We start from the raw sequence: 21,218 nt of genomic DNA, 5'->3' as shown, positions 1-21,218 counted from the left end.
TGGGGGGCTGTCTGCCCCCCACACCCCCCGAGGATATTTTTAGCCAGATGAAGCGGCGGGTCAGCTTTGGTCAAGGCCGGTGAGGGCGGCGGCGAATTCTTCAGGGTCGAAGGGGGCAAGGTCGTCGATCTGTTCCCCGACGCCGATCGCGTGGATCGGCAGACCAAATTTGTCCGCGAGCGCCACCAGAACGCCGCCTTTGGCCGTGCCGTCCAATTTGGTCATCACAAGACCCGAGACATCGGCCAGCTTGCGAAATGTCTCGACCTGACTGAGGGCATTTTGTCCGGTGGTCGCGTCCAGCACCAAAAGGGTGTTATGCGGAGCGGTTTCGTCGACCTTGCGGATGACGCGGACGATTTTGGCGAGCTCTTCCATCAAATCGGCGCGGTTTTGCAGGCGGCCAGCGGTGTCGATCATCAGCAGGTCTGCTCCGTCCTCTTGCGCGCGCGTGAGGGCATCGAATGCGAGAGAGGCGGGGTCGGATCCTTCGGGCGCTGTAAGGACGGGCACGCCGGCACGTTCGCCCCAGACTTGAAGCTGTTCGACCGCCGCAGCCCGGAATGTGTCGCCCGCTGCAATTACGACCTTTTTGCCTGCAGCTTTGAACTGGCTTGCGAGTTTGCCGATTGTTGTGGTCTTTCCGGATCCGTTCACGCCGACCACAAGCACCACCTGAGGGCGCTTGGGGTAGATCGGCAGCGGTTTGGCGACAGGCTCCATCACGCGGGAAACTTCCTGTGCCAGTAGCTGTTTGATTTCCTGTGTTGAAAGTTTGCGGCCCAAACGCCCTTCGGCCATGTTGGAGGTGACGCGCAATGCGGTGTCTACACCCATGTCCGAGGCGATCAACAGCTCTTCGAGTTGTTCCAGCATGTCGTCGTCAAGCGTGCGGCGAATAACGGTTTTTGCCTCGTTTCGGCTGAACATCCGCGCCAGAACACCTTTGGACGGTGCGGCCTCAGGTGGCGGGGGGGCTGGCATTGGGTCTGCCGGAACTGGTTCAGGGGTTTCAACAGGCTGTGGTTGAGGCTGTGGCTGCGGAACTTCAGGTACGGGTTCTGGCTGCGGCTCTGGCTCGGGGATGACAGGGTCAGGGGCTGTTGTTTCTTCGCCGCCATCTTCGATGATGGCGTCCAACCCCTGTTCGAGTCGGTACGAGGATTTGAACAGCTTGTCCTTGAGCTTTGAGAAAAACGCCATTTTTGGTCTCCGCAGATGTTCCTCTCACCTAATGCGGATTTGAACCAGTTGCAAAGGGTCACAGAAAGGCAATCAGCAACCCGGCCTGAGCGCCCCAGTACAATATCCACACCATGTAAGGCGTGAGGCGGAGGCTTGGATGATTTTGGGGCAGCAGGAACTTTTCCGTCGCTAGGATCAGGTCGGACGCGATAAAGGCCAACGCTGCGGGCAACGCCCAACGCAAAGGGCCGATGTCGGGCACTGCCAAAACGGTAAGACCCATACCGAGGATAATCGGGATATATCCAAGAACGGGCACCTTTAACTCTCCGGCGCGGGGGGCGAGCAAGGTTACGGCAACGATGCCTAATATAATCAACGACCAGAAGAAGCCGGGCCTGTCGAAGATAAGCGCTGTTTCGCTGGACGGATGGGACAGAAACAAAGCGATATAGGTCAAGTGTCCGGCGGCAAAAGCACCGATGCCGGCCATGAATGTGGCGTCGGAGTCCCGAGACAGTAATGCGTCGCCGACCGCGCAGAGAGCCAGAGCTGTGGTCAGCAACAGTGGCGCGCCCTGTCGGGCTGCGATAAGCGCAAGTATGGCAACCGACAGCGTCTTTAGGACTGACCTTAGCCCACTTGCGGGTTTCGGTGACATCGGCAGATACACAAGCGCGCAGGCTGCGGCGATCAGAAACAGGGCGGTCATTTGGCGGCTCTCCCGTAATATGGTTTTTTGAACAGCGTCGCCGGGAACTCGGCATTACCTCAACCTGTTACGTTGGGTAAGTCGTGCGTTGCGCGCAGAGTTGGCGTTGCTGCACCACATCTGCGAAGATGATCATATGCTGAGGTCTATCGCGATTCTGATGGTAATGTCCGGTCCGGCTGTGGGCGCGGAGCCTGGTCTTTCGGGATCGGAATTTGATGCATACACACGCGGGAAAACTCTGTTCTACGGGTTTCAGGGGCAGGTTTACGGGGTTGAACGTTACCTGCCAAACCGCAGAGTTATATGGTCTTTTTTGGATGGGGACTGCAAGGAAGGTGTTTGGTACGAGCAAAGCGGCCAGATATGTTTCCTGTACGAGGATCGTCTGGATCCGCAATGCTGGTTGTTCACGGATTCGGGGAGCGGCTTGATCGCTCAGTTTGAAGGGAACCCGGACAGAACCGAGCTGTATGAAGCCGATGAGATCGACGAGGAAATGGTCTGCCACGGCCCCGACGTCGGCGTTTAGCGCGCCCCTTAAAATAGCGATCCCTGGTCCGGAGTATCCTTTGATGGCGTTTTCTTCTGCGATGGACGTGACGGGTTTGCCTGACCTGTACTTAGCACACCGTCCGCGAACTCGATCTCGAAGGAAGCGTGCTTTCCAGCCTGTTCTTTGGTCGTCAGGACCTGACCTTCTGCGCGCACCACTGCGTAGCCCCTTTCTAACGTCGCTTTGTAGCTGAGTGTTTCGCGCAGACGGTCCGTCGCCTCAAGATTCTGGCGCATCCGGTCGAGACGTGCGGTCTGCGCGCCGCTCAGGCGTTCCGCCAGTCGGGTGACGTTATTTCGCTGCGCTTCGATCTCGCGCTGGATTGGCCGCAGGGACAGCCGGGAAGACAGGTTGCGAACGGCCTCTTGCCGCGCCGCCACCAGATTGCGCAGCGTGGCCGGACGCAGATGTGCAGAGATCTCAACGACACGCAAACGCCGGTTCTGAACACTTCGGTCAAGCGCGGGTGCCAGCCTATCTGCAACAAGATCAAGACGTTGGCGTGGAATGTTCAACAAGGTATCCGGTCGTGGCAAGGCCCGGGACAGATCGCGCAAACGCTGGGCGCGGCGTTGAACCGCATCTGTGGCCGAACGGGAAAGACGCGCGCCTTGTTCTCCGGTCCAGGCCAACAGTTCCATACGAACGGGAACCGCCAGTTCCGCTGCGGCCGTCGGCGTGGGTGCGCGTCGGTCAGAAACGAAGTCGATCAGTGTTGTATCTGTTTCGTGCCCCACGGCCGAAATCAGTGGAATATCCGAGGCGGCGGCGGCGCGCGCGACGATTTCTTCGTTAAAGCCCCACAGGTCTTCGATCGACCCACCGCCACGGGCGACAATGATCAGATCGGGGCGCGGCAGGGCGCCTCCGGGGGTCATTCGGTTGAATCCCTGAATGGCGTTCGCCACTTCGGGTGCGCAGTTTGATCCCTGTACGGCCACCGGCCAGATCAGCACCTTGCGCGGAAACCGGTCGCGCAGACGGTGTAGGATATCGCGGATCACAGCGCCTGATGGGGATGTCGCAACGCCGATGATCTGCGGCAGGTAGGGCAGAACCTTCTTGCGCTCTGGCGCGAATAGCCCTTCGGCCTCAAGCTGTTTCTTGCGTTTTTCCAGCAGCGCCATCAGGGCACCTTGTCCGGCGACCGCGACCTCATCGACATTCAGGTTGTACTTGGATTGTGCACCGAAAGCTGTGAGGCGACCGGTTACAACAACCTCAAGCCCTTCTTCCGGCACCACGGACAAGCCCGAGATTTGGCCCTTCCACGTGGTGCACGCCAGCACGTTTCGGTCATCCTTGATGTCGTAATACAGATGGCCCGAGCGCGCTTTGAACACGCGTCCGACCTCGCCGCGCACACGGATTCGGCCAAACGCGCCTTCAAGCGTGCGCTTAACCTCTCCTGAAATGTCCGAAACGCTGTATTCGGGGGTGTTTTGGCCGGGAATGGGGTCGTCAAGCAGGTCGGACATTTCAGCGCCTTGTGTCAAATGCCTGCCCAGCTTAGAACGCGCGGAAGGCGAGGCCAAGCAGATCGGAGAGCAGTCATGAATATCCTCATTCTCGGCAGTGGTGGGCGGGAGCACAGCTTGACTTGGGCAGTGATGCAGAACCCCAAATGTGATCGGCTGATCGTCGCGCCGGGAAATGCCGGAATCGCGCAGATCGCCGAGTGCGCGGCGCTTGATATCGAGAATGGCGGCGCAGTGGTCAGCTTTGCCGAGGAAAACGCGATTGATTTCGTGATTGTCGGCCCCGAGGCGCCTTTGGCAGCCGGGGTTGCAGATCGGTTGCGAGAGGCAGGCGTTCTGGTCTTTGGTCCGTCGGCAGAAGCAGCCCGGTTGGAAGCCTCCAAGAGCTTTGCCAAGGAAATCTGTGATGCCGCCGGTGCTCCGACTGCGGCTTATGCACGGTTTACCGAAGCTGACCCCGCCAAAGCCTATATTCGCGAACAGGGTGCGCCGATTGTAGTCAAGGCCGATGGTTTGGCCGCCGGTAAGGGGGTGATCGTTGCAATGGACGAAGAAACCGCGCTGGAGGCGATCGACGATATGTTCGGCGGCGCGTTTGGCGGGGCCGGCGCCGAGGTGGTGATCGAGGAGTTTATGGAGGGCGAGGAGGCCTCTTTGTTTGTGCTATGTGACGGTGAAAACATCCTGTCAGTCGGCACAGCGCAGGACCACAAACGCGTCGGCGAAGGCGATACCGGCCTGAATACCGGCGGAATGGGGGCGTATTCTCCGGCACCGGTTCTAAGCGCCGAGATTGAGGCACGCGCAATGGATGAAATCGTGCGCCCGACCATGGATGAGATGAAGCGTCGTGGCGCGCCGTTTCAGGGCGTGCTTTATGCCGGTCTCATGATCAAGGACGGACAGCCGAGGCTGGTGGAATACAACGTGCGCTTTGGCGACCCGGAGTGCCAGGTGCTGATGATGCGTCTGGGCGGACAGGTGATGGACCTTATGCATGCCGCGGCCGAGGGACGCTTGGCAGAGGCGCGCGTGAACTGGGCGGATGACCATGCGATCACCGTTGTGATGGCGGCGAACGGGTATCCGGGAGCTTATGAAAAGGGAAGTGTGATCAACGGTTTGGGCGCACTTCCTGAAGACAGTAAGAACATGGTCTTCCACGCGGGAACCAAAGCTGAGGATGGTCAAATTCTGGCGGCGGGCGGTCGTGTGCTGAACGTGACTGCACGGGGGGAGACTTTGCAGGACGCGCGTGACCGGGCCTATGCGATGGTGGACGGGATAGACTGGCCCGGCGGATTTTTCCGCCGCGATATCGGCTGGCGCGCGTTGTAATCCAATTGCCGGGCTGCGCCCGTCTTGAATTCTTGGGGCGAGGGGCGCTGCCCCGCCGCCATTGGCGCTTGCGCCAATGGCGGCTCCCCGGGATATTTATAGCCAGATTAAGGGCGGATCAGCAGTTCGGGGTTTGGGTAAGGGTCTTGCGGTCTTTGAGCGGACCGAGATCGCTTTTTATCCAGCCGTTTCTAAAGGTGACACTGATGATGCGGGACCAGTCGGCGCTTGCCAAGATCAGTTCGGGGCCTGTCGTGCAATAGACTAGACCGCCAGCGATAAATGCATCTCCGATACGGTGATTGGTCAGGCCGGGAAGAGCAGCGATTTCAGTAAGTTTGCCGTCCGAGTAGCGCCAGATGCGCAGGGTTTTGACCAAGTGCGGGCGATCTACATAGGCGATTTCGATTTTGCCGTCATTGTCCAGATCCCAAATCCCTGCAGGGGCAAGCCAGCGGTTGCGAGTGCCAATATGAGGCGTGGCAGCTATCTTTTCGCCGCGTGCATTATAGATGGCGAGTTGTGCGCCGGTGTTTTCCTGCGATTCCACGACGATGACCTCGTTTGTTCCATCAAGGTCAACGTCTGACAATCGGGGGGCGAGGTCCTCGAACACCCGGTCCTGCGGCAGTCGGATCGTTAGTACCGACTGTTCGTTCGCCTGTTCCTTGGAGTCGGTGCTTTCAACGGTGATTTCCAGTGCACCATATTCGATATCGTCCCCCAAAACGCCATGGGCATAGCGTGTGGTGGGTTCGGTGTACCGTGCGGCAGTTACAGTGTCGGCGGCGGTGGCGAAGCCAACTCCGGAAAACCATAACCCAAACGCCAGCAGCGCGCCGCGGGTCCCGCGTTGCCACAGGCGAGCGGGCAGGCGCGGCGCTTTGGACTGCATTAGATCTGTTTTTCCGGCATCTGAACGACCAGACCGTCCAGCTCATCCGTGACCTTGATCTGGCAGGTCAGGCGCGAGCGGGCAGGGTCGGGTTCAAAGGCAAAGTCCAGCATGTCCTCTTCCATGTCATCCTTGGCGGGAACTTTCTCGACCCAGTCGGGATGGACATAGACGTGGCAGGTCGAGCAGGCGCAGGCGCCGCCGCAATCGGCCTCGATGCCGGGGATGTTGTTGTCGCGGGCCCCTTCCATGACGGTCAGTCCGTTGGCGACCTCGACAGTATGCTCGGTACCGCCATGCTCGACATAGGTGATCTTTGCCATTGCGTGCGTCTTCCTTTTTCGATTGTCGAATTCTTCCTTAGTGAAGGCATTTAGGTCTGACCAGCCTCATTTGCGACTTGGCGCGCTATGTCTGGACTTTCTGGCTGCATGTTCTATTTTTGTTCTCATGCTTGTTGCCCCTGTTCGCCCTACGGTTTCAAACCGAGACTGGCCGCGCCCACCTGCCTGTCTGCCAGCCAAGCGGCTGGACGACCCACCCGAAGGCGCGCGGGTGGCCGTTGCCGGGTTGGTGATCCTGCGGCAGAGGCCGGGGACGGCCAAGGGGGTGATCTTTCTGACGCTTGAGGATGAGACCGGTATCGTGAACGTGGTGGTCTGGCGTGCGATCTATGAACGCTTTCGCCGCGCCGTGATCTCGGGTCGGTTGTTACGGGTCACGGGACGTATGCAGCGCGCGCATTCGGTGACCCATGTGATCGCCGAAGAGATTGAGGATATCTCAGGGATGCTGGATGTACTGGTGCGGGGGAAGGGGTAGTCACGTAAGCTGACTTTGCTGCCGTTCAGTTCGTACAGCCCAACATCCGAATAAACTTCTGAGGCGCATTCTCTTACGGCGTGATTATGGACAGCGTTGTCTCAAGTGCTTGGTGAGCCATTTCACGGGCCTGTTCGACAGACATATCAACAAATGTCGGGTCCAAGTTACTGGTGCTAACGGTTAGACTTGATCCATTGCCAAATGGTTGCCAAACCCAACACTGAGTTTTACTCCCTTCTTATGACAACAGACAAATGGAACCTTCGGTCAGATCGCCTTGCTTCTCTTTCTTGAGCGACCCTCCCTCTCTCCAGTAGGGCATGGGAAAGCTTGGCTCGGTATCTGTAGCGATCAGAACTTTCCCGATGTGACGGTATGGATAAGGTGAGTACATACCGCACCAGTCAGGCGCCTCATCGGCTTCACATACAGAAGTCAAACGTGGATGGTTCGATCTCGGGGTTATCCAAACCAAGTCCATATCGATTTCTTGTGCGCCGTTTCGACTAATTCTACACAAGCGCGAATAGCCAGATTTTCTATCCAATCTACCGAAGAAGCTAATATTCCGCCCCCTCTCAAGACGAGGGCGCAGCTCTGGTGGAAGACTCAAGGTTTCACCGGCTAGGCGAACTTGAAGAGTCTTTCCAAGACAAGCGTTTGGGACGTATTGGTTCCAAAGCGCGCGACCCGCATAGGCACTGGTAACAATGACCGGAATCAATATTGAAATCGCCAATGAGACCCGCGCCAATCTCATGACATTTCCCCATCCCGCGCCTACTAAAATTAATGCAATAGATGGAACAATTGTGAGCACATACCCTAGCCCAGCGTGATCACCAGTTGGCGAAATAGACCATAAAAAACAGCCGGGAGCGCCAATGCCATAAGAAGAAGTGGAGCACGGACCTTCCATCCAAAACGAAACGCCACTGCTGAAAGTAGGGCAACACCCGCCAAGACAAGGGAGAAAATTGTAGGGTCGTTGAGCGGGAACATAACAGGGCACCTTTTCCCGCAAGTTGCCCGAGGAACATACGCTTTGCAACCAGTGGCCGAGAGACTCTCAGATAGCTCGCCCCTGAAGCCCTGGAAATTTCTGGAATAGCCGACATTGGTTGCATTGCACGAGACGGCACCAATGGGCTCAAAGAAGACATTCGTATGAGGTGGATTATCGCTTGAACAAAATCCCCTGTGCCTGCCTGTCCCTATGATCTCCGCGCAGTTCGGCATGTAACGCCCGCCCTGCCAGAACCCCCGGACGAGCGCTGACCGTTTCAAGCCAGCGAGCGAAATGCGGTTTGTCATCTAAAACCTGTTGCTGACCTTCCCACAGGCTCGCCCAGCCCCAGATCGACATATCTGCGATGGAATAGAAATCGCCTGCCACGTACTCATTCTCGGCCAGTCGACGGTCCAAAACGCCATACAACCGCCCGACCTCGGTCCGGTAGCGATCCTTGGCGTAGGGTAGATCCTGCGGTGGTTCGAGGTTGGGGGCGTATTTAAGGAAGTGATGCGCCTGACCCGCCATCGGTCCGACGCCGCCCATTTGCCACATCAACCATTCTTCAACCGCCACACGATCTCTCTCCGTCGTGCCATAGAACCGGCCGGTCTTGCGGGCCAGATACATCAGGATCGCGCCGCTTTCAAAAACCGAGATCGGCTGTCCGTCCGGTCCGTCCGGGTCGACAATCGCAGGCATCCGATTGTTCGGAGCGATTTTCAGAAACTCGGGGTCGAATTGGTCGCCCTTACCGATGTTGATCAGATGAGTTGTATAGGGCAACTCCATCTCTTCCAGCGCGATGGAGGCTTTCCAACCATTTGGCGTGGGCCAGAAATACAAGTCGATCATGATGTCTCCTCAGGTTGAGAGGATCATGGGGCTTTCTGACCGAAGGGCAATAGCTGTTGTGACTGAGATAAGGCAAAAAGCCGTGACCAGCGGCGGTATGCCCAGCACAAGATATTGTGGCACCGTTTTGCCTGGGCGCTATGGCGCTTGGGTGAGCGGGGCGAAGCGGACCCGCGACGTTGCACCGGTCAGGGTTGACGCGCTGACAACTGAGGCGTAAGCGCAAGGTAATACGTGGCGATTTGTTGCCGGATTGCGGGCCACGCTAAACAACACCGCTAAAAGGTCAGGATGAAAGGCCCCTTTCGCTTGACCGCGACTGGGGTTTTTTTGATGCCCTTGCCAGACAAGGGCCGAGAGGAATGAGATGAGCGAGAGCTGGAACAAACGCACCCAAGCCGTCCACGGCGGCATTCGTCGCAGCCAATATAACGAAGTGTCCGAGGCGATCTTTCTGACGCAGGGCTTTGTTTACGAAAACGCTGAACAGGCCGAGGCACGGTTCATCGAAGCCGGCCCGGATGAGTTCATTTATGCCCGCTACGGAAACCCGACCGTGTCTATGTTCGAACAGCGCATCGCGGCGTTGGAAGGGGGCGAGGACGCCTTTGCCACCGCGTCTGGTATGGCGGCGGTGAATGCTGCTTTGACCTCGATGCTGAAAGCGGGCGACCATGTAGTTTCGGCCAAGGCTTTGTTTGGTTCTTGCCTGTATATCCTTGAAAACATCCTGACCCGCTATGGGGTCGAGGTGACGTTTGTAGACGGCACCGATCTGGACGCGTGGCAAGCGGCGATCCGCCCGGATACTAAAGCCGTGTTTTTCGAGTCCATGTCGAACCCGACGCTCGAAGTGATCGACATTTCGGCTGTTGCCAAACTCGCCCATGCTGTCGGCGCGACCGTGATTGTCGACAACGTTTTTTCGACTCCGGTCTTCTCGCGTGCGATCCAGCAAGGTGCGGATGTGGTGGTTTATTCTGCAACAAAGCACATTGACGGGCAGGGGCGGGCGCTTGGCGGCGTCATCATAAGCACCAAGGATTTCATTCGCGGAACTATCGAGCCGTATCTCAAACACACCGGGGGGGCGCTTAGCCCGTTCAACGCGTGGGTGATGTTGAAAGGTCTGGAAACGATGACCTTGCGGGTCAACGCGCAGGCCGAGTCTGCCCAGATCATTGCCGAGGCGTTAGAGGGGGATGCCGCGCTGGAACGCATATTGTATCCCGGCCTGAAGACACACGCGCAGAACGCTTTGGTTCAGTCTCAACTAGGCGGCAAGGGCGGCACGGTTCTGTCATTGGACATCAAGGGTGGAAAAGAGGCTGCATTTGCCTTCCTCAACGCGATGACGATTCCGGTGATCTCAAACAATCTTGGGGATGCAAAGTCGATTGCAACCCATCCGGCTACGACGACCCATCAGCGCCTGAGTGACACGCAGAAGGATGAATTGGGGATCACACCGGGCCTGATCCGTTTTTCGGTTGGGCTTGAGGACGCAGGCGACCTGCTTGCCGATATCAGGCAGGCATTGGCCGCTTCTCAGCGATAAGGAAGCGTCCAGACCTGATAGGGTCCTGTCAAAGGTTAGTGTGCGGGGTGGTAAATTGCTTTTCCCGCACCGAAATTCGATCCGGACTGTGTTTTCCACCGTATAGAGAATAATTGGTAAACACGCCAAAGCTGTATATAGTCCGGCGACCAACCCCGAGGAAACCCGATCGATGAACGTGCATCCCCGTGACATTGACGAAGCCCCAAACAATGACGAAGCCGCAGCCGCGCTGAAGACGCTGCGCAAATGGGCCCAGACCGCGACCGAGGCCGAGATCAGCCAGCTTGATCCCGCAATCGCGCGCCTTGTTCCGGGGCTGGTGCCGGTTAACTATCCCTCGCTGTCGCGCGAGTATCCCGAAGGGTTCGAGGTTGACGCAGCCTATCGCTCCACGCTGCCCGATCTTCAAAACGGACCGTCCAGCCTGATCCGTGGGGCAAAGCAGCAGATTCAGCACGTTGGCATCTCGAACTTCCGCCTGCCGATCCGGTTCCACCGTAAACAGGGCGATGATCTGACGCTTGAGACCTCGGTCACCGGCACGGTCAGTCTGGATGCCGAGAAAAAGGGCATCAACATGTCCCGGATCATGCGGTCCTTTTACAGACATGCCGAGCGGACATTCAGTTTTGAGGTCATGGAGGCTGCGTTGAGCGATTACATGACCGATCTGGACAGCTTTGACGCGCGGATACAGATGCGGTTTTCCTATCCCGACAAGGTGAAAAGCCTGCGTTCGGGACTTGAGGGCTATCAGTACTACGATATCGCGCTGGAACTGGTCGAACAGAACGGCGTGCGCCAGAAGATCATGCATCTGGACTATGTATATTCCTCGACCTGTCCTTGTTCGCTGGAACTAAGCGAACACGCGCGGTCCACGCGCGGCCAATTGGCAACACCACATTCGCAGCGCTCGGTTGCGCGTATTTCCGTTGTGGTGGACTGTGATGCCGATTGCCTGTGGTTCGAAGATCTGATTGCGTTGTGCCGCCGCGCGGTGCCCACGGAGACTCAGGTCATGGTCAAGCGCGAGGACGAACAGGCCTTTGCCGAGCTTAATGCGGCCAACCCGATTTTTGTCGAAGATGCTGCGCGGCTATTCTGCGCCGAGTTGCTGGCGGACCATCACGTGGGTGATTTCCGCGTTATCGCCAGCCATCAAGAAAGCCTGCACAGCCATGACGCAGTGTCTGTCCTGACGGAAGGGCCGACATTTGTGTCAGCCAGCCTGGACCCAAAGCTGTTTTCAACTCTGTTTCACGTTGGGTGAGGTTTTAAGGTCTCAGTATTGACCTTACGGCATGTTTTTGCCGCATCGCAGCGAAAAATGCTGCAACAGCATAATCTTTGAAGTAGGCTCATGTGGAATGCAGCCGTGGCAGGGCCGTTTCTTGGCGGTACGGGCCACTCCTGAAGGAAGCTGAGACGTGCGACGCCTGAAACTGCGCGACATCGCTTTCCGCCCGAAACTTCGCGGCGGGCAGGGCTTATTACTCTTCGGCTGGCTGCGTTGTTTTCAGAGGAGAGACTACGTATGAACCCGATTATCCAGCCATTGGAATTTCAGGCTGCCGCCATCAAGATGGCGGGCTATGCGGTTAGCAACCAAATGAAAATAATGCATATTTTGACGCAATCGGCATTGGAGTTGCCGTTTGTCTCGGTGCATGCGTTGCACACGTCTTCGTCTGCACCTGAGCCGGTTACACCCAAGCCAAAAGCCAAGCCAAAGGCAAAGCCAACCGTACGGAAAACGGCGCGCAAGGCCGCGCCGACTGTGAAAGAAAAGCCCGCTGTGGCTGCGAAGACAGTTGCAAAACCCAAGGCCGAATCATCTCAACCCAAAGCGGCGGCTAAAGCTAAACCAGCAAGTGTTGCGGCCAAACCTGATGCGAAACCTGCGGCGCGCGCTGGTCGGACAACAGTCGCAAAGCCTGCTGCGCCGAAAGCGCCTGCAGCGCGTAAACCCGTCGCTAAGACTGCCCAGGCCATACCCGCTGTTGCAAAGCCCGCGCCCAAGGTGGCGGCTGCACCGGTTGCCCCGAAACCTAAGGTCAGCAAACCTGCACCCGCAAAACCTGTGACTGTTAAGCCTGTGGCGGCAAAACCGGCGGCCAGCAAACCTGCGGCTACCAAAACAGCCACCGCAAAACCGGCTGCCGCGAAACCTGCGGCTGCAAAACCGGCAGCGCCAAGCAAAGTGGTTGTAAAAACTGTTGCGCAGAAGGCCGAAGCGGAAAAGCCCGCGGCCCCTGTGCGGCGAACGCGTGCCCCGTCCAAACCTCCGGCAATGCCAGTGCCGACCGGCAAAACGACCAAGTAAAACCGGACTATTGCTTGACACCGTCGTGCAGGCGCGCCAACGCTGCGCCTCATGACGGATATGCGCCCGGTTGGATATGTGATTGGCCTCTTGGTCGCCATTCTTGGGGCGACCATGATTTTGCCGTTGATTGCGGACCTGATCGAGGGGCGCGGCGAATGGCACGTTTTCCTTGAAAGCGGCGTCATCACTGTCCTGACCGGGGTGGTTCTGGCAATGAGCTGTTCCAACGGGGTCGGGGAAGGTCTGACAATTCGACAGACCTTTTTGCTGACCACCGGAGTTTGGGTGGCTCTGCCCTTCTTTGGTGCCATTCCGTTTCTGTTCGGTGAGACTGAGCTGCGCTTTGTTGACGCCTATTTCGAGGCGATGTCGGGCCTGACAACGACCGGTTCTACCGTTATTTCGGGGTTGGATGACCTTCCTCAGGGGTTGCTGCTGTGGCGTGGTGTGCTCCAGTGGCTTGGGGGTATCGGGATCATCGTTGTGGCGATGGTGTTCCTACCCGAACTCCGTGTCGGAGGGATGCAGATTTTCCGCTCTGAAGGGTTTGAAACCATGGGGAAAATCCTGCCGCGCGCGCAGGAGATTGCCGGGCAGATTTCTCTGATCTACGTGTTTCTGACCTTCGTCTGCGTTCTGGTCTACGCGGGCTTTGGCATGAGCTTTTTCGACGCTTTGGTGCATGCGATGACGACGATCGCGACGGGCGGGTTCTCGAACTATGACGACTCGTTCGCAGCGTTTTCCGGGCCGACCGAGTACGCTGCGGCAATTTTCATGATCCTCGCCGCGCTTCCTTTTGTGCGGTACGTGCAGCTTGCAAATGGCAATACGCGGTCCCTTTGGCAGGATAGCCAAATACGGACGTTCCTGATCACCATCATTGTGCTGGTGCTGGTCATGACGGTGTTTTTGCTGTGGGTCTTTCCGCATCACTGGGAGCAGGCGTTTCGGCAATCCCTGTTTAATATCACCTCGATCATCTCGGGCACCGGGTACGCCAGTGTGAACTACATGACCTGGGGAAGCTTCCCAGTGATGGTCTTCTTCCTGATTGGCTTGATCGGCGGGTGCGCGGGATCAACCGCATGCTCCATCAAGGTTTTCCGCTATCAATTGTTGTTCGCCTCGATCAAAACCCAGATCAGGCGCATTCGATCGCCGCATGGGGTTTTCATGCCGCTTTACGATGGGCGCCCCATCGGAACGGACGTGCTGACTTCTGTCATGAGCTTTTTCATGTTTTTCGTCCTTTCGATGGGCATTCTGGCCTGGGCGCTGGCCTTGACCGGGCTGGATTTTATCACGGCGGTGTCCGGGGCGGCGACTGCGTTGGCCAATGTGGGGCCGGGGCTGGGGGAGCAGATCGGTCCGGCTGGTAACTTTGCAGGGCTAAGCGATACGGCAAAGTGGCTGCTTTCGATTGGTATGCTGGTGGGGCGTCTTGAATTGTTGGCCGTGTATGCCCTGTTCACCGTTCAATTCTGGAGAAGCTGATGAAAAGACCGCTTGGTGCGCAGATATCGCATATGCTGAAAGAGCGTGGTGTGGATGTGATCTTTGGTATTCCGGGCGTCCATAACCAAGAGATGTATCGCGGTATCGAAGAGGCGGGCATAACGCACGTATTGGCGCGGCACGAACAGGGTGCGGGCTTTATGGCGGACGGTTACGCCCGCGCGACAGGCAAACCCGGCGTGGCCTATGTGATAACCGGGCCGGGCCTGTGCAACATCATGACTCCGATGGGGCAGGGCTATTCGGATTCAGTCCCGATGCTGGTCATCTCGTCCTGTCTGGATGAAACGCAGGCTGCGAGCGGTCAGTTGCACCAGATGAAGGATCAGCGCGCCGCAGCTGAGGCCGTGGCTGACTGGTCGTGTCAGGCCAACACCGCGCAGGCCGCTTATGGTTTGGTGGAGCGCGCGTTTGAAGAGTTTGCACTGGCCCGTCCGCGTCCCAAACATATTCAGGTGCCGATTGCCCAGCTTGAGGCTGAGGCTGATGCCGCGCCATTTCCAAACCAATTCGGGCTCAGGACCAGCGTCAAGCCGCCGGATGTTGCCCCGGTTCTGTCAATGCTCAACATCGCGCGGCGGCCATTGTTCATTTTGGGTGGAGGCACGCGGTCGAACCTTTGGCGTCAGATACTGACGCAATTGGGGGCCGCTTGTTTTACGACTTTTGCAGGTCGGGGCATGGCCGGTCTGAATTATTCGTTGGATTTTGGGGCCCACTTGTCGCGGCCGGGCAGTGCCGAGGTGATCGCGTCGGCCGATCTGGTCGTCGCGGTGGGCGCAGAACTGGGCGAAGTTGACCTGTGGCGTAACGAATTGGGCAACACGGCAAGCCTTGTCCGCGTGGATTTGGATCCCAAAGTGCTGTCGGATCACCATCGCGCTGCGGTCAAACTTCAAATGGATGGTGAGAGTTTCGCCCATGCTTTGTGGGCCTCCATTGACCATGTGAAACCCGCGACCGGTTGGGCGAAGGAAGAGGTGGCCGAGGCCCGGGCCCGTTGGAAGGCCGAAGTCGACGCCGTGCGTCCGGGTGTTGTGCCCGTGATCGACGCACTGCGCGACGCGTTGCCGGCTGATACGATGATTTATTCAGACATGACCCAGTTCGCCTATGTCGCGAAAGAGGTTTGGGATATGGCCTATCCCTATCTCTGGCATCACCCCACGGGGTTCGGCACCCTTGGGTATGCGCTGCCTGCGGGAATCGGTGGAGCCGTGGCCCGCCGCGGAAAGCCGACAGCTGTCATCGCGGGCGACTATGGTTTTCACTACACGATGATGGAGCTGGGCGTTGCGGTTGAATTGGGGCTCTCATTGCCCATAATCCTGTGGGATAACGGTAAGCTAAAAGAGATTGAGGACAGCATGGTCCGTGGCCAGATTGCACCCAATGCTGTCGTCGCGCACAATCCCGACTTTTGCAGACTGGCCGAGGCATTTGGTGCGTTGTCGGCAGAACCATCCAGTTTGGATGAAATGCAAAAGACTGTGCGGGCAGCGCTCGACGCTCCGGTCCCGACGCTGATCCGGGTCACTCCGGATATTGTCTGAAAAAAACGCCGCTCGAATGAGCAGCGCTTTGGTTTACTGGGCTCTTGGTTAGTCCCAACAGTGAACCAATACCGTCATTCCCGTGGCCCGGCGATTCAGTTCATTCGGGGTAACCTGTGCCGTGGCCTGCCCGGACTGCCCCGATACGCCAGCCTTATCCAAAATCTCGTTCAGACGTGCCGCTGAAGCTGCCAAACTGACCGAGGCGGGCAGGGTGCGCCCGTCTGACGGTGTTGGCAGCAACATGCCAACCACTTGGCCACTATCGTCAAAAACCGGGCCGCCCGCGTCGCCGGGTAGGGCGGCCAATGCCAGGCGTTTCACACCTTCTTCACCGTTCAGGCCGCGAATGTCTGCCACTTGGCCGTATGTCAGTGTCGGAGCACCCAATGCCCCCTCGTAAGAGTACCCCGAAACCGCCACTTCGGATTGAATTCTGGGTGTGTCAGAGTTGAATTCCGCAATGCTGATCGGCGCAAGATTGTTTTTGGGCCGCAGGACAGAGACACCTAAATCCGCGTCGGTCCAGGCAACCTGCAACTCTTGCTCATCGTCCAGTGTCACGCGTGCGCAAGTGTCGGCTGCCTCGGAAACGGTAAGAACCGTACCGCTGGAATCCGCGAAGAACCCCGAGCGTGAAAGACGCGGTTTGCGCACCTGCAAACCAGATACAAGGTCGACGCGCTGATCTGCGTTCGCCCCTGCACCCGCGTCCAGAACAGCGTCAGTTGTCGTGAAGCTGGCTTTCATCGCGGCCAGAACGCGCGCGCGGCGCGCCTCGTCCCCGTCGGGCCAGACAAGGGTAAAGCCTTTGATTGCGCCGTCTTTCAATTGTGCTTGTGTATAGGACACGATGTCGTTTCCGCGCCCTTCGATCATAAAGCTGTCTGCGCGCAACTGTCTTGGGCCCTCCAAGGGGATGATCTCAAGCGATTGCATAACTTCGTAGAGCGCGCGCAGCGTGTCCTTGCCGCCGTCCTGACTGATCAGCAGGGCTTTGGCGTCCAGACTTGAGGTGCCGTTGAAATGAGCGAACGGTGCCTCGTACCGCTCGAATTCAACCACGCTCAGTGGCATGTCCATATTTATCCCGGCCTGCGGGTCGGTATGGCGTGCCATGCCTACACTGATCAGCGGCGCATTGTAGGCATCCATCAGTGCCTGCCTTTGGGCGGTGGTCAGAACGCCTGTAGCCTCAAATCCATTGAATCGTTGCCAATCGCCCATCGACCGGCGTGTGCCCGGACCAAACGCGCCGTCGATTGTCGAGCTATAGAACCCGGCGGCCTGAAGCGCCGTCTGCAGGTCTTTACGTTCCTGTGCGGTCAAAAGACGCTCGCTCTGAAGGGCTTGCGCGCGGCTTTCATCTGAAACTTGGGGCGTAAGTCCTGTCACGGGCTGCTCGGCCGCAGGCTCGACAGGTGGCGTTACGACCCCTCGGTCCAGAATGTTGACTCCGACGGGCCAGAACTGCTGCTCCAATGAGTTTGAGAACGCGATGTAGCTGTCAGCGGGGATTTGGCCCTCAGCGCGGTAAACCCTCAGGACCTGCTCGGCGTCGTTTTGCAAATATGGTCCGATTACAATGGCATACCAGCCAGAGTTGAGGCGAAATCCGTTGACGTCTGGCAATACGTTGGCGTAAGCCTGCGCCCGTTCCTGCGCCTCACGAAGTGAGGGCTGTGCCTCGACCTGAACCCAGACGCCAGCGTCTTGCTGCGCAAATACGGCGCGCACGCCAAAAAAGAATAGAAACAGAATTGCAGTGAATATGCGTGTCATTTTCTGCCCGTGTCCGCAGTGTTTTATCTTTGGGTCAGACTAAGCGATTTGCACCATTGAACGCTATGCCCCGATTACGGGGAATTTCCAGTGTGGCGGTCCAGTGACAGCCAAGGTGCACTGGGACGTTGACGCCCATTGGCCCCTTGCATAGGAAGGGCAAAACCCATCGGAACCGGGCGCAAATCCGCCCAAAGGGAAAGTCATGACCGAACAGTCCAGCGCACCTCGTTCTTTTCAGGAGATAATCCTGCGGCTACAAACCTATTGGGCCTCGAAAGGGTGTGCCATTCTACAGCCCTACGACATGGAAGTTGGCGCAGGTACGTTCCACCCGGCGACCACGTTGCGCGCATTGGGGTCAAAGGCTTGGGCAGCCGCCTATGTGCAGCCCTCGCGTCGCCCCACAGACGGGCGATACGGTGAAAACCCGAACCGGCTGCAGCACTATTATCAGTATCAGGTGTTGATCAAACCCAGCCCGCCGGACCTGCAAGAGCTGTATCTGGGGTCGCTTGCGGCGATCGGGATCGACATGGATCTGCATGACATCCGTTTTGTCGAGGATGACTGGGAAAGCCCCACCCTTGGCGCGTGGGGGCTGGGCTGGGAAGTCTGGTGTGACGGTATGGAAGTCAGCCAGTTCACCTATTTCCAGCAGGTCGGCGGCCATGACTGCGCGCCTGTTTCAGGCGAGCTGACCTATGGCCTTGAGCGTCTGGCCATGTATGTGCTGGGCATCGATCATGTTATGGACATGCCGTTCAACGATCCCCAATCCCCCAGCCCATTGAAATACGGTGATATCTTCAAGCAGACCGAAGAGGAATACGCCCGCTGGAATTTTGACGTGGCCAATACTGAGGTTCTGCTGCGGCATTTCGAAGAGGCCGAGGCCGAGTGCGCCACTATTTTGGCGCAGGAACATGACGACCCGAAAACCGGCAAGCGGATCGTGATGGCGCATCCGGCTTATGATCAATGCATCAAGGCCAGCCACATTTTCAATCTGCTGGACGCGCGGGGGGTGATCTCGGTCACTGAGCGGCAGGCTTATATCGGTCGTGTTCGGGCGTTGGCCAAGCAATGCGCCGACGCCTTTGTGATGACTGAGGCCGCCGGGTTCGAGGCCTGATGCCTCGATCACGCCAAACCGGGCAACAGAACCTTCAGGCCGTCTGCAATCATCCCGATTGCGATGGCCGACAGGATCATGCCCATGAAACGGCTCATGATGACGCGGGCGTTTGCAGACAGCCGCTTGGCCAATGCCGATGCGTTCCAGAAGGTGATGAACAGCAAGAACAGCACCGCCAGAAAAACGCCCGAGTAGATCATGGCGTCAACTGGTTTGGAAACGTGGTGCGCATACAGGATCAGCGTCGTGATCGTGCCGGGCCCAACAAGAATGGGGAAGGCCAACGGATAGAAAGCTACGGTTTCGGGCTTGGGGTAGGATTGTTTTTCTCCTTCCGTCCCGTGATGAGAGGTGCTTTCGTTCCCGTTCAGCATGTTCAGTCCAATCATGAGAACAACCAACCCGCCCGCGACACGCAGGTCGTCCACGCTGATGCCGAAAAGACCAAGGGTTTTGTTGCCAACAGCGGCAAACGCTCCACCCAGCATCAGGCAATAAAGTGCGGTCTTGGTCGCGACCTTTCTCTGATCAGTGGGCGACAGACCATCTGTCACGCTCAGGAAGACGGGCAGGTTGGTGATGGGGTTCATGATTGCGAACAACGCGCCGAAAAAACCGGCGGCAAGGGTGGGGTCCATTCCGTGTGCCTCAACTCAACCTGTACTGGATTGAAACCTGTCGCATTTTTCGCAAGTTTGAAAGAGGCCGCGTGATCGGGATGTGGAAACTATGACCGGAAAACTGCTTGCTATTTTGTTGCTTGTGTCGGCTGGCATCGCTGGTGCGGCCATGTACTACTTACAGGTCTATGGGTTCTATTATTCGGTCGAACCCGGTTCGGATCAGGATGTCGTTCTTTTGTCCGCGGATGGTGAAACGTCCATTCCCCTTGAACACACCGCTTTTCAAGCGATTGACGCCGACAGCTCGCCGATCCGGTATCGGGCCTGTTTTGAGACAGAAGAAAACGCTTCGACTTTGTCTGCCTTCTTGCCCGCCGAAAGCCCCGAGCCGTTGACGGCCCCAAGCTGGTTCGAATGCTATGATGCGGTAGCCATCGCAGATGCTTTGAAATCGGGGCAGGCCCGCGCGTTTGTAGGGGTCAAAAACATCCACTACGGCGTTGATCGCATTGTCGCCATTACAGAAGATGGCAAAGGTTTTGTCTGGCACGCGCTAAATAATTGCGGTGAGAAAGCCTATGACGGAACGGTAGTGGGTGAGGAATGCCCACCCCGACCGGAGAGTTGAGGGCCCCATGAACGACGCCGCGCTGCACGTTCCTAATTTTCTTACCGCGACGCTTGGCATCGCGGTTTACCTGATCGGGGCCGAGATCAACGCGCGCTTCGCGTTGCTGCGTCAGTTCAACATACCCGAACCGGTCACGGGCGGTTTGCTTGCCTCGTTCACTTTGCTGTTTTTGTATCTCATCACCGGCCTTGAGCTGAGTTTCGATCTGTCTGCCCGCGATTTCCTGTTGATCGTGTTCTTCGCAGGGATCGGGCTGAACGCTCGGCTGTCCGATTTGATTTCTGGCGGCAAACCTCTGTTTCTGCTTCTTATTTTGACGTTAGTTACGATTGTCGCTCAGAATGTGGTTGGAGCGGCAGGCGCGGTGGCGTTCGGCTATCCGGCACAGGCAGGGGTTCTGTTCGGCTCGGCTGCCCTGATCGGCGGTCATGGAACTGCGATCGCCTGGGCGCCTGAGGTCGGCGCGATCACCGGTCTAAGCGGCGCCACCGAATTGGGGGTCGCCGTGGCGACTCTGGGTCTTGTACTGGCGGCGGTGGTTGGCGGGCCGATTGCCCGCTTTTTGGTTGAAGGCAAGAACCTGACGCCTGACCGCCCAAACGAAGAGCATACGGTCGGCCTGCCTGAGGACGCCACCGAGGCCGAGGCTAAGATCGACCACCTGACCATCATGCGCGTTCTGCTGTATCTGAATTTGGCGATCATCTTTGGATATATGCTGAATGGGGTCATTGAGGCGGCGGGGCTGAGGCTGCCTCTGTTCGTGCCCTGCCTGATCATGGGGATCGTCATCGCAAATATCCGCACGGCCCTGGCCCCCAACGCGCCTCCCGTGTCGCGGACACCGTCACTGGCTTTGATCTCGGAATTCTCGCTGGGCGCGTTTTTGGCCATGTCGTTGATGAGCTTGCAACTGTGGACTATCGCTGAACTTGGAATGGCCATTGTCGTGATCATGGCCGCGCAGACGTTGTTTGCGGTGATGTTCGTAATCTGGGTGCTGTTCCCGGTGATGGGCAGCAACTACCGCGCCGCAGTTCTGGCCGCCGGGTTCGGAGGGTTCGCCTTGGGTGCGACACCTACCGCTATTGCCAATATGACCGCAGTGACCAAGAGATATGGTCCATCGCCTATTGCTTTTATCGTGCTGCCCCTTGTATCCGCCTTCTTTGTGGATATCGCCAATGCAATCGTCATCCAGACGATCGTTAATTTCTAAGGACTGAC

General features: G+C 57.7%; 19 protein-coding genes and 1 riboswitch. Of the genes, 10 read left to right on the top strand and 9 right to left on the bottom strand.

Annotated features, from left to right (window positions below; genetic code table 11):
- Positions 1-60: 60 nt before the first annotated feature.
- Entirely contained in the window at positions 61-1,203 is a 1,143-nt protein-coding gene (ftsY, locus tag GOV88_RS02770) for a signal recognition particle-docking protein FtsY (RefSeq protein WP_171239475.1), read from the bottom strand.
- A gap of 58 nt (positions 1,204-1,261) precedes the next feature.
- Positions 1,262-1,897, bottom strand: coding sequence for a lysoplasmalogenase (locus tag GOV88_RS02765; protein ID WP_171239474.1), 636 nt, complete (start codon positions 1,895-1,897; stop codon positions 1,262-1,264).
- Between the two features lie 136 nt (positions 1,898-2,033).
- Between GOV88_RS02765 and GOV88_RS02760 the strand changes: the two genes are divergently transcribed.
- Positions 2,034-2,429 (top strand): hypothetical protein, encoded by a 396-nt coding sequence (locus GOV88_RS02760; RefSeq protein WP_254449141.1) that lies wholly within the window; start codon positions 2,034-2,036, stop codon positions 2,427-2,429.
- An 8-nt stretch (positions 2,430-2,437) separates the two neighbouring features.
- Here GOV88_RS02760 and xseA read toward each other — a convergent pair whose 3' ends face one another.
- Positions 2,438-3,931: an exodeoxyribonuclease VII large subunit gene (gene xseA, locus GOV88_RS02755; protein ID WP_171239473.1), complete on the bottom strand. Its 1,494-nt coding sequence runs from the start codon at positions 3,929-3,931 to the stop codon at positions 2,438-2,440.
- 75 nt (positions 3,932-4,006) lie between these two features.
- Here xseA and purD point away from each other — a divergent pair, with 75 nt between their 5' ends.
- Positions 4,007-5,269: a phosphoribosylamine--glycine ligase gene (gene purD / locus GOV88_RS02750; RefSeq protein WP_171239472.1), complete on the top strand. Its 1,263-nt coding sequence runs from the start codon at positions 4,007-4,009 to the stop codon at positions 5,267-5,269.
- A 118-nt stretch (positions 5,270-5,387) separates the two neighbouring features.
- On the opposite strand, the gene GOV88_RS02745 is transcribed toward purD, so the two are convergent.
- Positions 5,388-6,164, bottom strand: coding sequence for a VCBS repeat-containing protein (locus GOV88_RS02745; RefSeq protein WP_254449140.1), 777 nt, complete (start codon positions 6,162-6,164; stop codon positions 5,388-5,390).
- Positions 6,164-6,487, bottom strand: a complete 324-nt coding sequence (locus tag GOV88_RS02740) for a 2Fe-2S iron-sulfur cluster-binding protein (protein ID WP_171121070.1) — start codon at positions 6,485-6,487, stop codon at positions 6,164-6,166. Before GOV88_RS02740 ends, GOV88_RS02745 begins: the two co-directional genes overlap by 1 nt.
- Before the next feature lie 127 nt (positions 6,488-6,614).
- On the opposite strand from GOV88_RS02740, the gene GOV88_RS02735 reads away from it, so the two are divergent.
- On the top strand, positions 6,615-6,986 hold the full coding sequence (locus GOV88_RS02735) for an OB-fold nucleic acid binding domain-containing protein (protein WP_171121071.1): 372 nt from the start codon (positions 6,615-6,617) through the stop codon (positions 6,984-6,986).
- Positions 6,987-8,166: 1,180 nt separating this feature from the next.
- Here the strand turns inward: GOV88_RS02735 and GOV88_RS02730 are convergent.
- A complete protein-coding gene (locus GOV88_RS02730) occupies positions 8,167-8,856 on the bottom strand; it encodes a glutathione S-transferase N-terminal domain-containing protein (RefSeq protein ID WP_171239471.1) in 690 nt (229 codons plus the stop codon).
- A gap of 224 nt (positions 8,857-9,080) precedes the next feature.
- A riboswitch (SAM riboswitch) is annotated at positions 9,081-9,158 on the top strand.
- Positions 9,159-9,223: 65 nt separating this feature from the next.
- Between GOV88_RS02730 and metZ the strand changes: the two genes are divergently transcribed.
- A complete protein-coding gene (metZ, locus tag GOV88_RS02725; RefSeq protein ID WP_171122828.1) occupies positions 9,224-10,414 on the top strand; it encodes an O-succinylhomoserine sulfhydrylase in 1,191 nt (396 codons plus the stop codon).
- Positions 10,415-10,586: 172 nt separating this feature from the next.
- Positions 10,587-11,690: a GTP cyclohydrolase FolE2 gene (gene folE2 / locus GOV88_RS02720; protein WP_171122830.1), complete on the top strand. Its 1,104-nt coding sequence runs from the start codon at positions 10,587-10,589 to the stop codon at positions 11,688-11,690.
- Between the two features lie 566 nt (positions 11,691-12,256).
- Here the strand turns inward: folE2 and GOV88_RS20670 are convergent.
- A complete protein-coding gene (locus GOV88_RS20670) occupies positions 12,257-12,796 on the bottom strand; it encodes a hypothetical protein (protein WP_171239470.1) in 540 nt (179 codons plus the stop codon).
- Here GOV88_RS20670 and GOV88_RS02710 point away from each other — a divergent pair.
- The gene (locus GOV88_RS02710; protein WP_171121077.1) at positions 12,795-14,243 is read left to right on the top strand and encodes a TrkH family potassium uptake protein; all 1,449 of its coding nucleotides are present in this window, start codon (positions 12,795-12,797) and stop codon (positions 14,241-14,243) included. The genes GOV88_RS20670 and GOV88_RS02710 overlap by 2 nt on opposite strands.
- The gene (locus GOV88_RS02705) at positions 14,243-15,817 is read left to right on the top strand and encodes a thiamine pyrophosphate-binding protein (RefSeq protein WP_171239469.1); all 1,575 of its coding nucleotides are present in this window, start codon (positions 14,243-14,245) and stop codon (positions 15,815-15,817) included. Before GOV88_RS02710 ends, GOV88_RS02705 begins: the two co-directional genes overlap by 1 nt.
- A 48-nt stretch (positions 15,818-15,865) precedes the next feature.
- On the opposite strand, the gene GOV88_RS02700 is transcribed toward GOV88_RS02705, so the two are convergent.
- Positions 15,866-17,599, bottom strand: coding sequence for a serine protease (locus tag GOV88_RS02700; RefSeq protein ID WP_171239468.1), 1,734 nt, complete (start codon positions 17,597-17,599; stop codon positions 15,866-15,868).
- A gap of 205 nt (positions 17,600-17,804) precedes the next feature.
- Between GOV88_RS02700 and GOV88_RS02695 the strand changes: the two genes are divergently transcribed.
- Positions 17,805-18,734: a glycine--tRNA ligase subunit alpha gene (locus GOV88_RS02695; protein ID WP_171122838.1), complete on the top strand. Its 930-nt coding sequence runs from the start codon at positions 17,805-17,807 to the stop codon at positions 18,732-18,734.
- Positions 18,735-18,742: 8 nt separating this feature from the next.
- Here GOV88_RS02695 and GOV88_RS02690 read toward each other — a convergent pair whose 3' ends face one another.
- Positions 18,743-19,375 (bottom strand): MarC family protein, encoded by a 633-nt coding sequence (locus GOV88_RS02690; RefSeq protein ID WP_171239467.1) that lies wholly within the window; start codon positions 19,373-19,375, stop codon positions 18,743-18,745.
- Between the two features lie 91 nt (positions 19,376-19,466).
- On the opposite strand from GOV88_RS02690, the gene GOV88_RS02685 reads away from it, so the two are divergent.
- Positions 19,467-19,988: a DUF6446 family protein gene (locus tag GOV88_RS02685; protein ID WP_171121082.1), complete on the top strand. Its 522-nt coding sequence runs from the start codon at positions 19,467-19,469 to the stop codon at positions 19,986-19,988.
- Positions 19,989-19,995: 7 nt separating this feature from the next.
- A complete protein-coding gene (gltS, locus tag GOV88_RS02680) occupies positions 19,996-21,210 on the top strand; it encodes a sodium/glutamate symporter (protein ID WP_171239466.1) in 1,215 nt (404 codons plus the stop codon).
- The last annotated feature ends 8 nt before the right edge of the window (positions 21,211-21,218 follow it).

Origin of the sequence: Ruegeria sp. HKCCA5491, assembly GCF_013034565.1 — a bacterium.
Taxonomy (GTDB): domain Bacteria; phylum Pseudomonadota; class Alphaproteobacteria; order Rhodobacterales; family Rhodobacteraceae; genus Ruegeria.
This window is presented reverse-complemented; position numbering and strand designations above follow the sequence as displayed.

Coding starts and splice junctions, on each gene's coding strand:
- GOV88_RS02685 (WP_171121082.1), top strand. CDS start 19,467: ATGACCGGAAAACTGCTTGCTATTTTGTTGCTTGTGTCGGCTGGCATC.
- GOV88_RS02710 (WP_171121077.1), top strand. CDS start 12,795: ATGACGGATATGCGCCCGGTTGGATATGTGATTGGCCTCTTGGTCGCC.
- metZ (WP_171122828.1), top strand. CDS start 9,224: ATGAGCGAGAGCTGGAACAAACGCACCCAAGCCGTCCACGGCGGCATT.
- GOV88_RS20670 (WP_171239470.1), bottom strand. CDS start 12,796: ATGAGGCGCAGCGTTGGCGCGCCTGCACGACGGTGTCAAGCAATAGTC.
- folE2 (WP_171122830.1), top strand. CDS start 10,587: ATGAACGTGCATCCCCGTGACATTGACGAAGCCCCAAACAATGACGAA.
- GOV88_RS02740 (WP_171121070.1), bottom strand. CDS start 6,487: ATGGCAAAGATCACCTATGTCGAGCATGGCGGTACCGAGCATACTGTC.
- GOV88_RS02730 (WP_171239471.1), bottom strand. CDS start 8,856: ATGATCGACTTGTATTTCTGGCCCACGCCAAATGGTTGGAAAGCCTCC.
- GOV88_RS02705 (WP_171239469.1), top strand. CDS start 14,243: ATGAAAAGACCGCTTGGTGCGCAGATATCGCATATGCTGAAAGAGCGT.
- gltS (WP_171239466.1), top strand. CDS start 19,996: ATGAACGACGCCGCGCTGCACGTTCCTAATTTTCTTACCGCGACGCTT.
- purD (WP_171239472.1), top strand. CDS start 4,007: ATGAATATCCTCATTCTCGGCAGTGGTGGGCGGGAGCACAGCTTGACT.
- GOV88_RS02700 (WP_171239468.1), bottom strand. CDS start 17,599: ATGACACGCATATTCACTGCAATTCTGTTTCTATTCTTTTTTGGCGTG.
- xseA (WP_171239473.1), bottom strand. CDS start 3,931: ATGTCCGACCTGCTTGACGACCCCATTCCCGGCCAAAACACCCCCGAA.
- GOV88_RS02695 (WP_171122838.1), top strand. CDS start 17,805: ATGACCGAACAGTCCAGCGCACCTCGTTCTTTTCAGGAGATAATCCTG.
- GOV88_RS02760 (WP_254449141.1), top strand. CDS start 2,034: ATGCTGAGGTCTATCGCGATTCTGATGGTAATGTCCGGTCCGGCTGTG.
- GOV88_RS02735 (WP_171121071.1), top strand. CDS start 6,615: ATGCTTGTTGCCCCTGTTCGCCCTACGGTTTCAAACCGAGACTGGCCG.
- GOV88_RS02690 (WP_171239467.1), bottom strand. CDS start 19,375: ATGGACCCCACCCTTGCCGCCGGTTTTTTCGGCGCGTTGTTCGCAATC.
- ftsY (WP_171239475.1), bottom strand. CDS start 1,203: ATGGCGTTTTTCTCAAAGCTCAAGGACAAGCTGTTCAAATCCTCGTAC.
- GOV88_RS02745 (WP_254449140.1), bottom strand. CDS start 6,164: ATGCAGTCCAAAGCGCCGCGCCTGCCCGCTCGCCTGTGGCAACGCGGG.
- GOV88_RS02765 (WP_171239474.1), bottom strand. CDS start 1,897: ATGACCGCCCTGTTTCTGATCGCCGCAGCCTGCGCGCTTGTGTATCTG.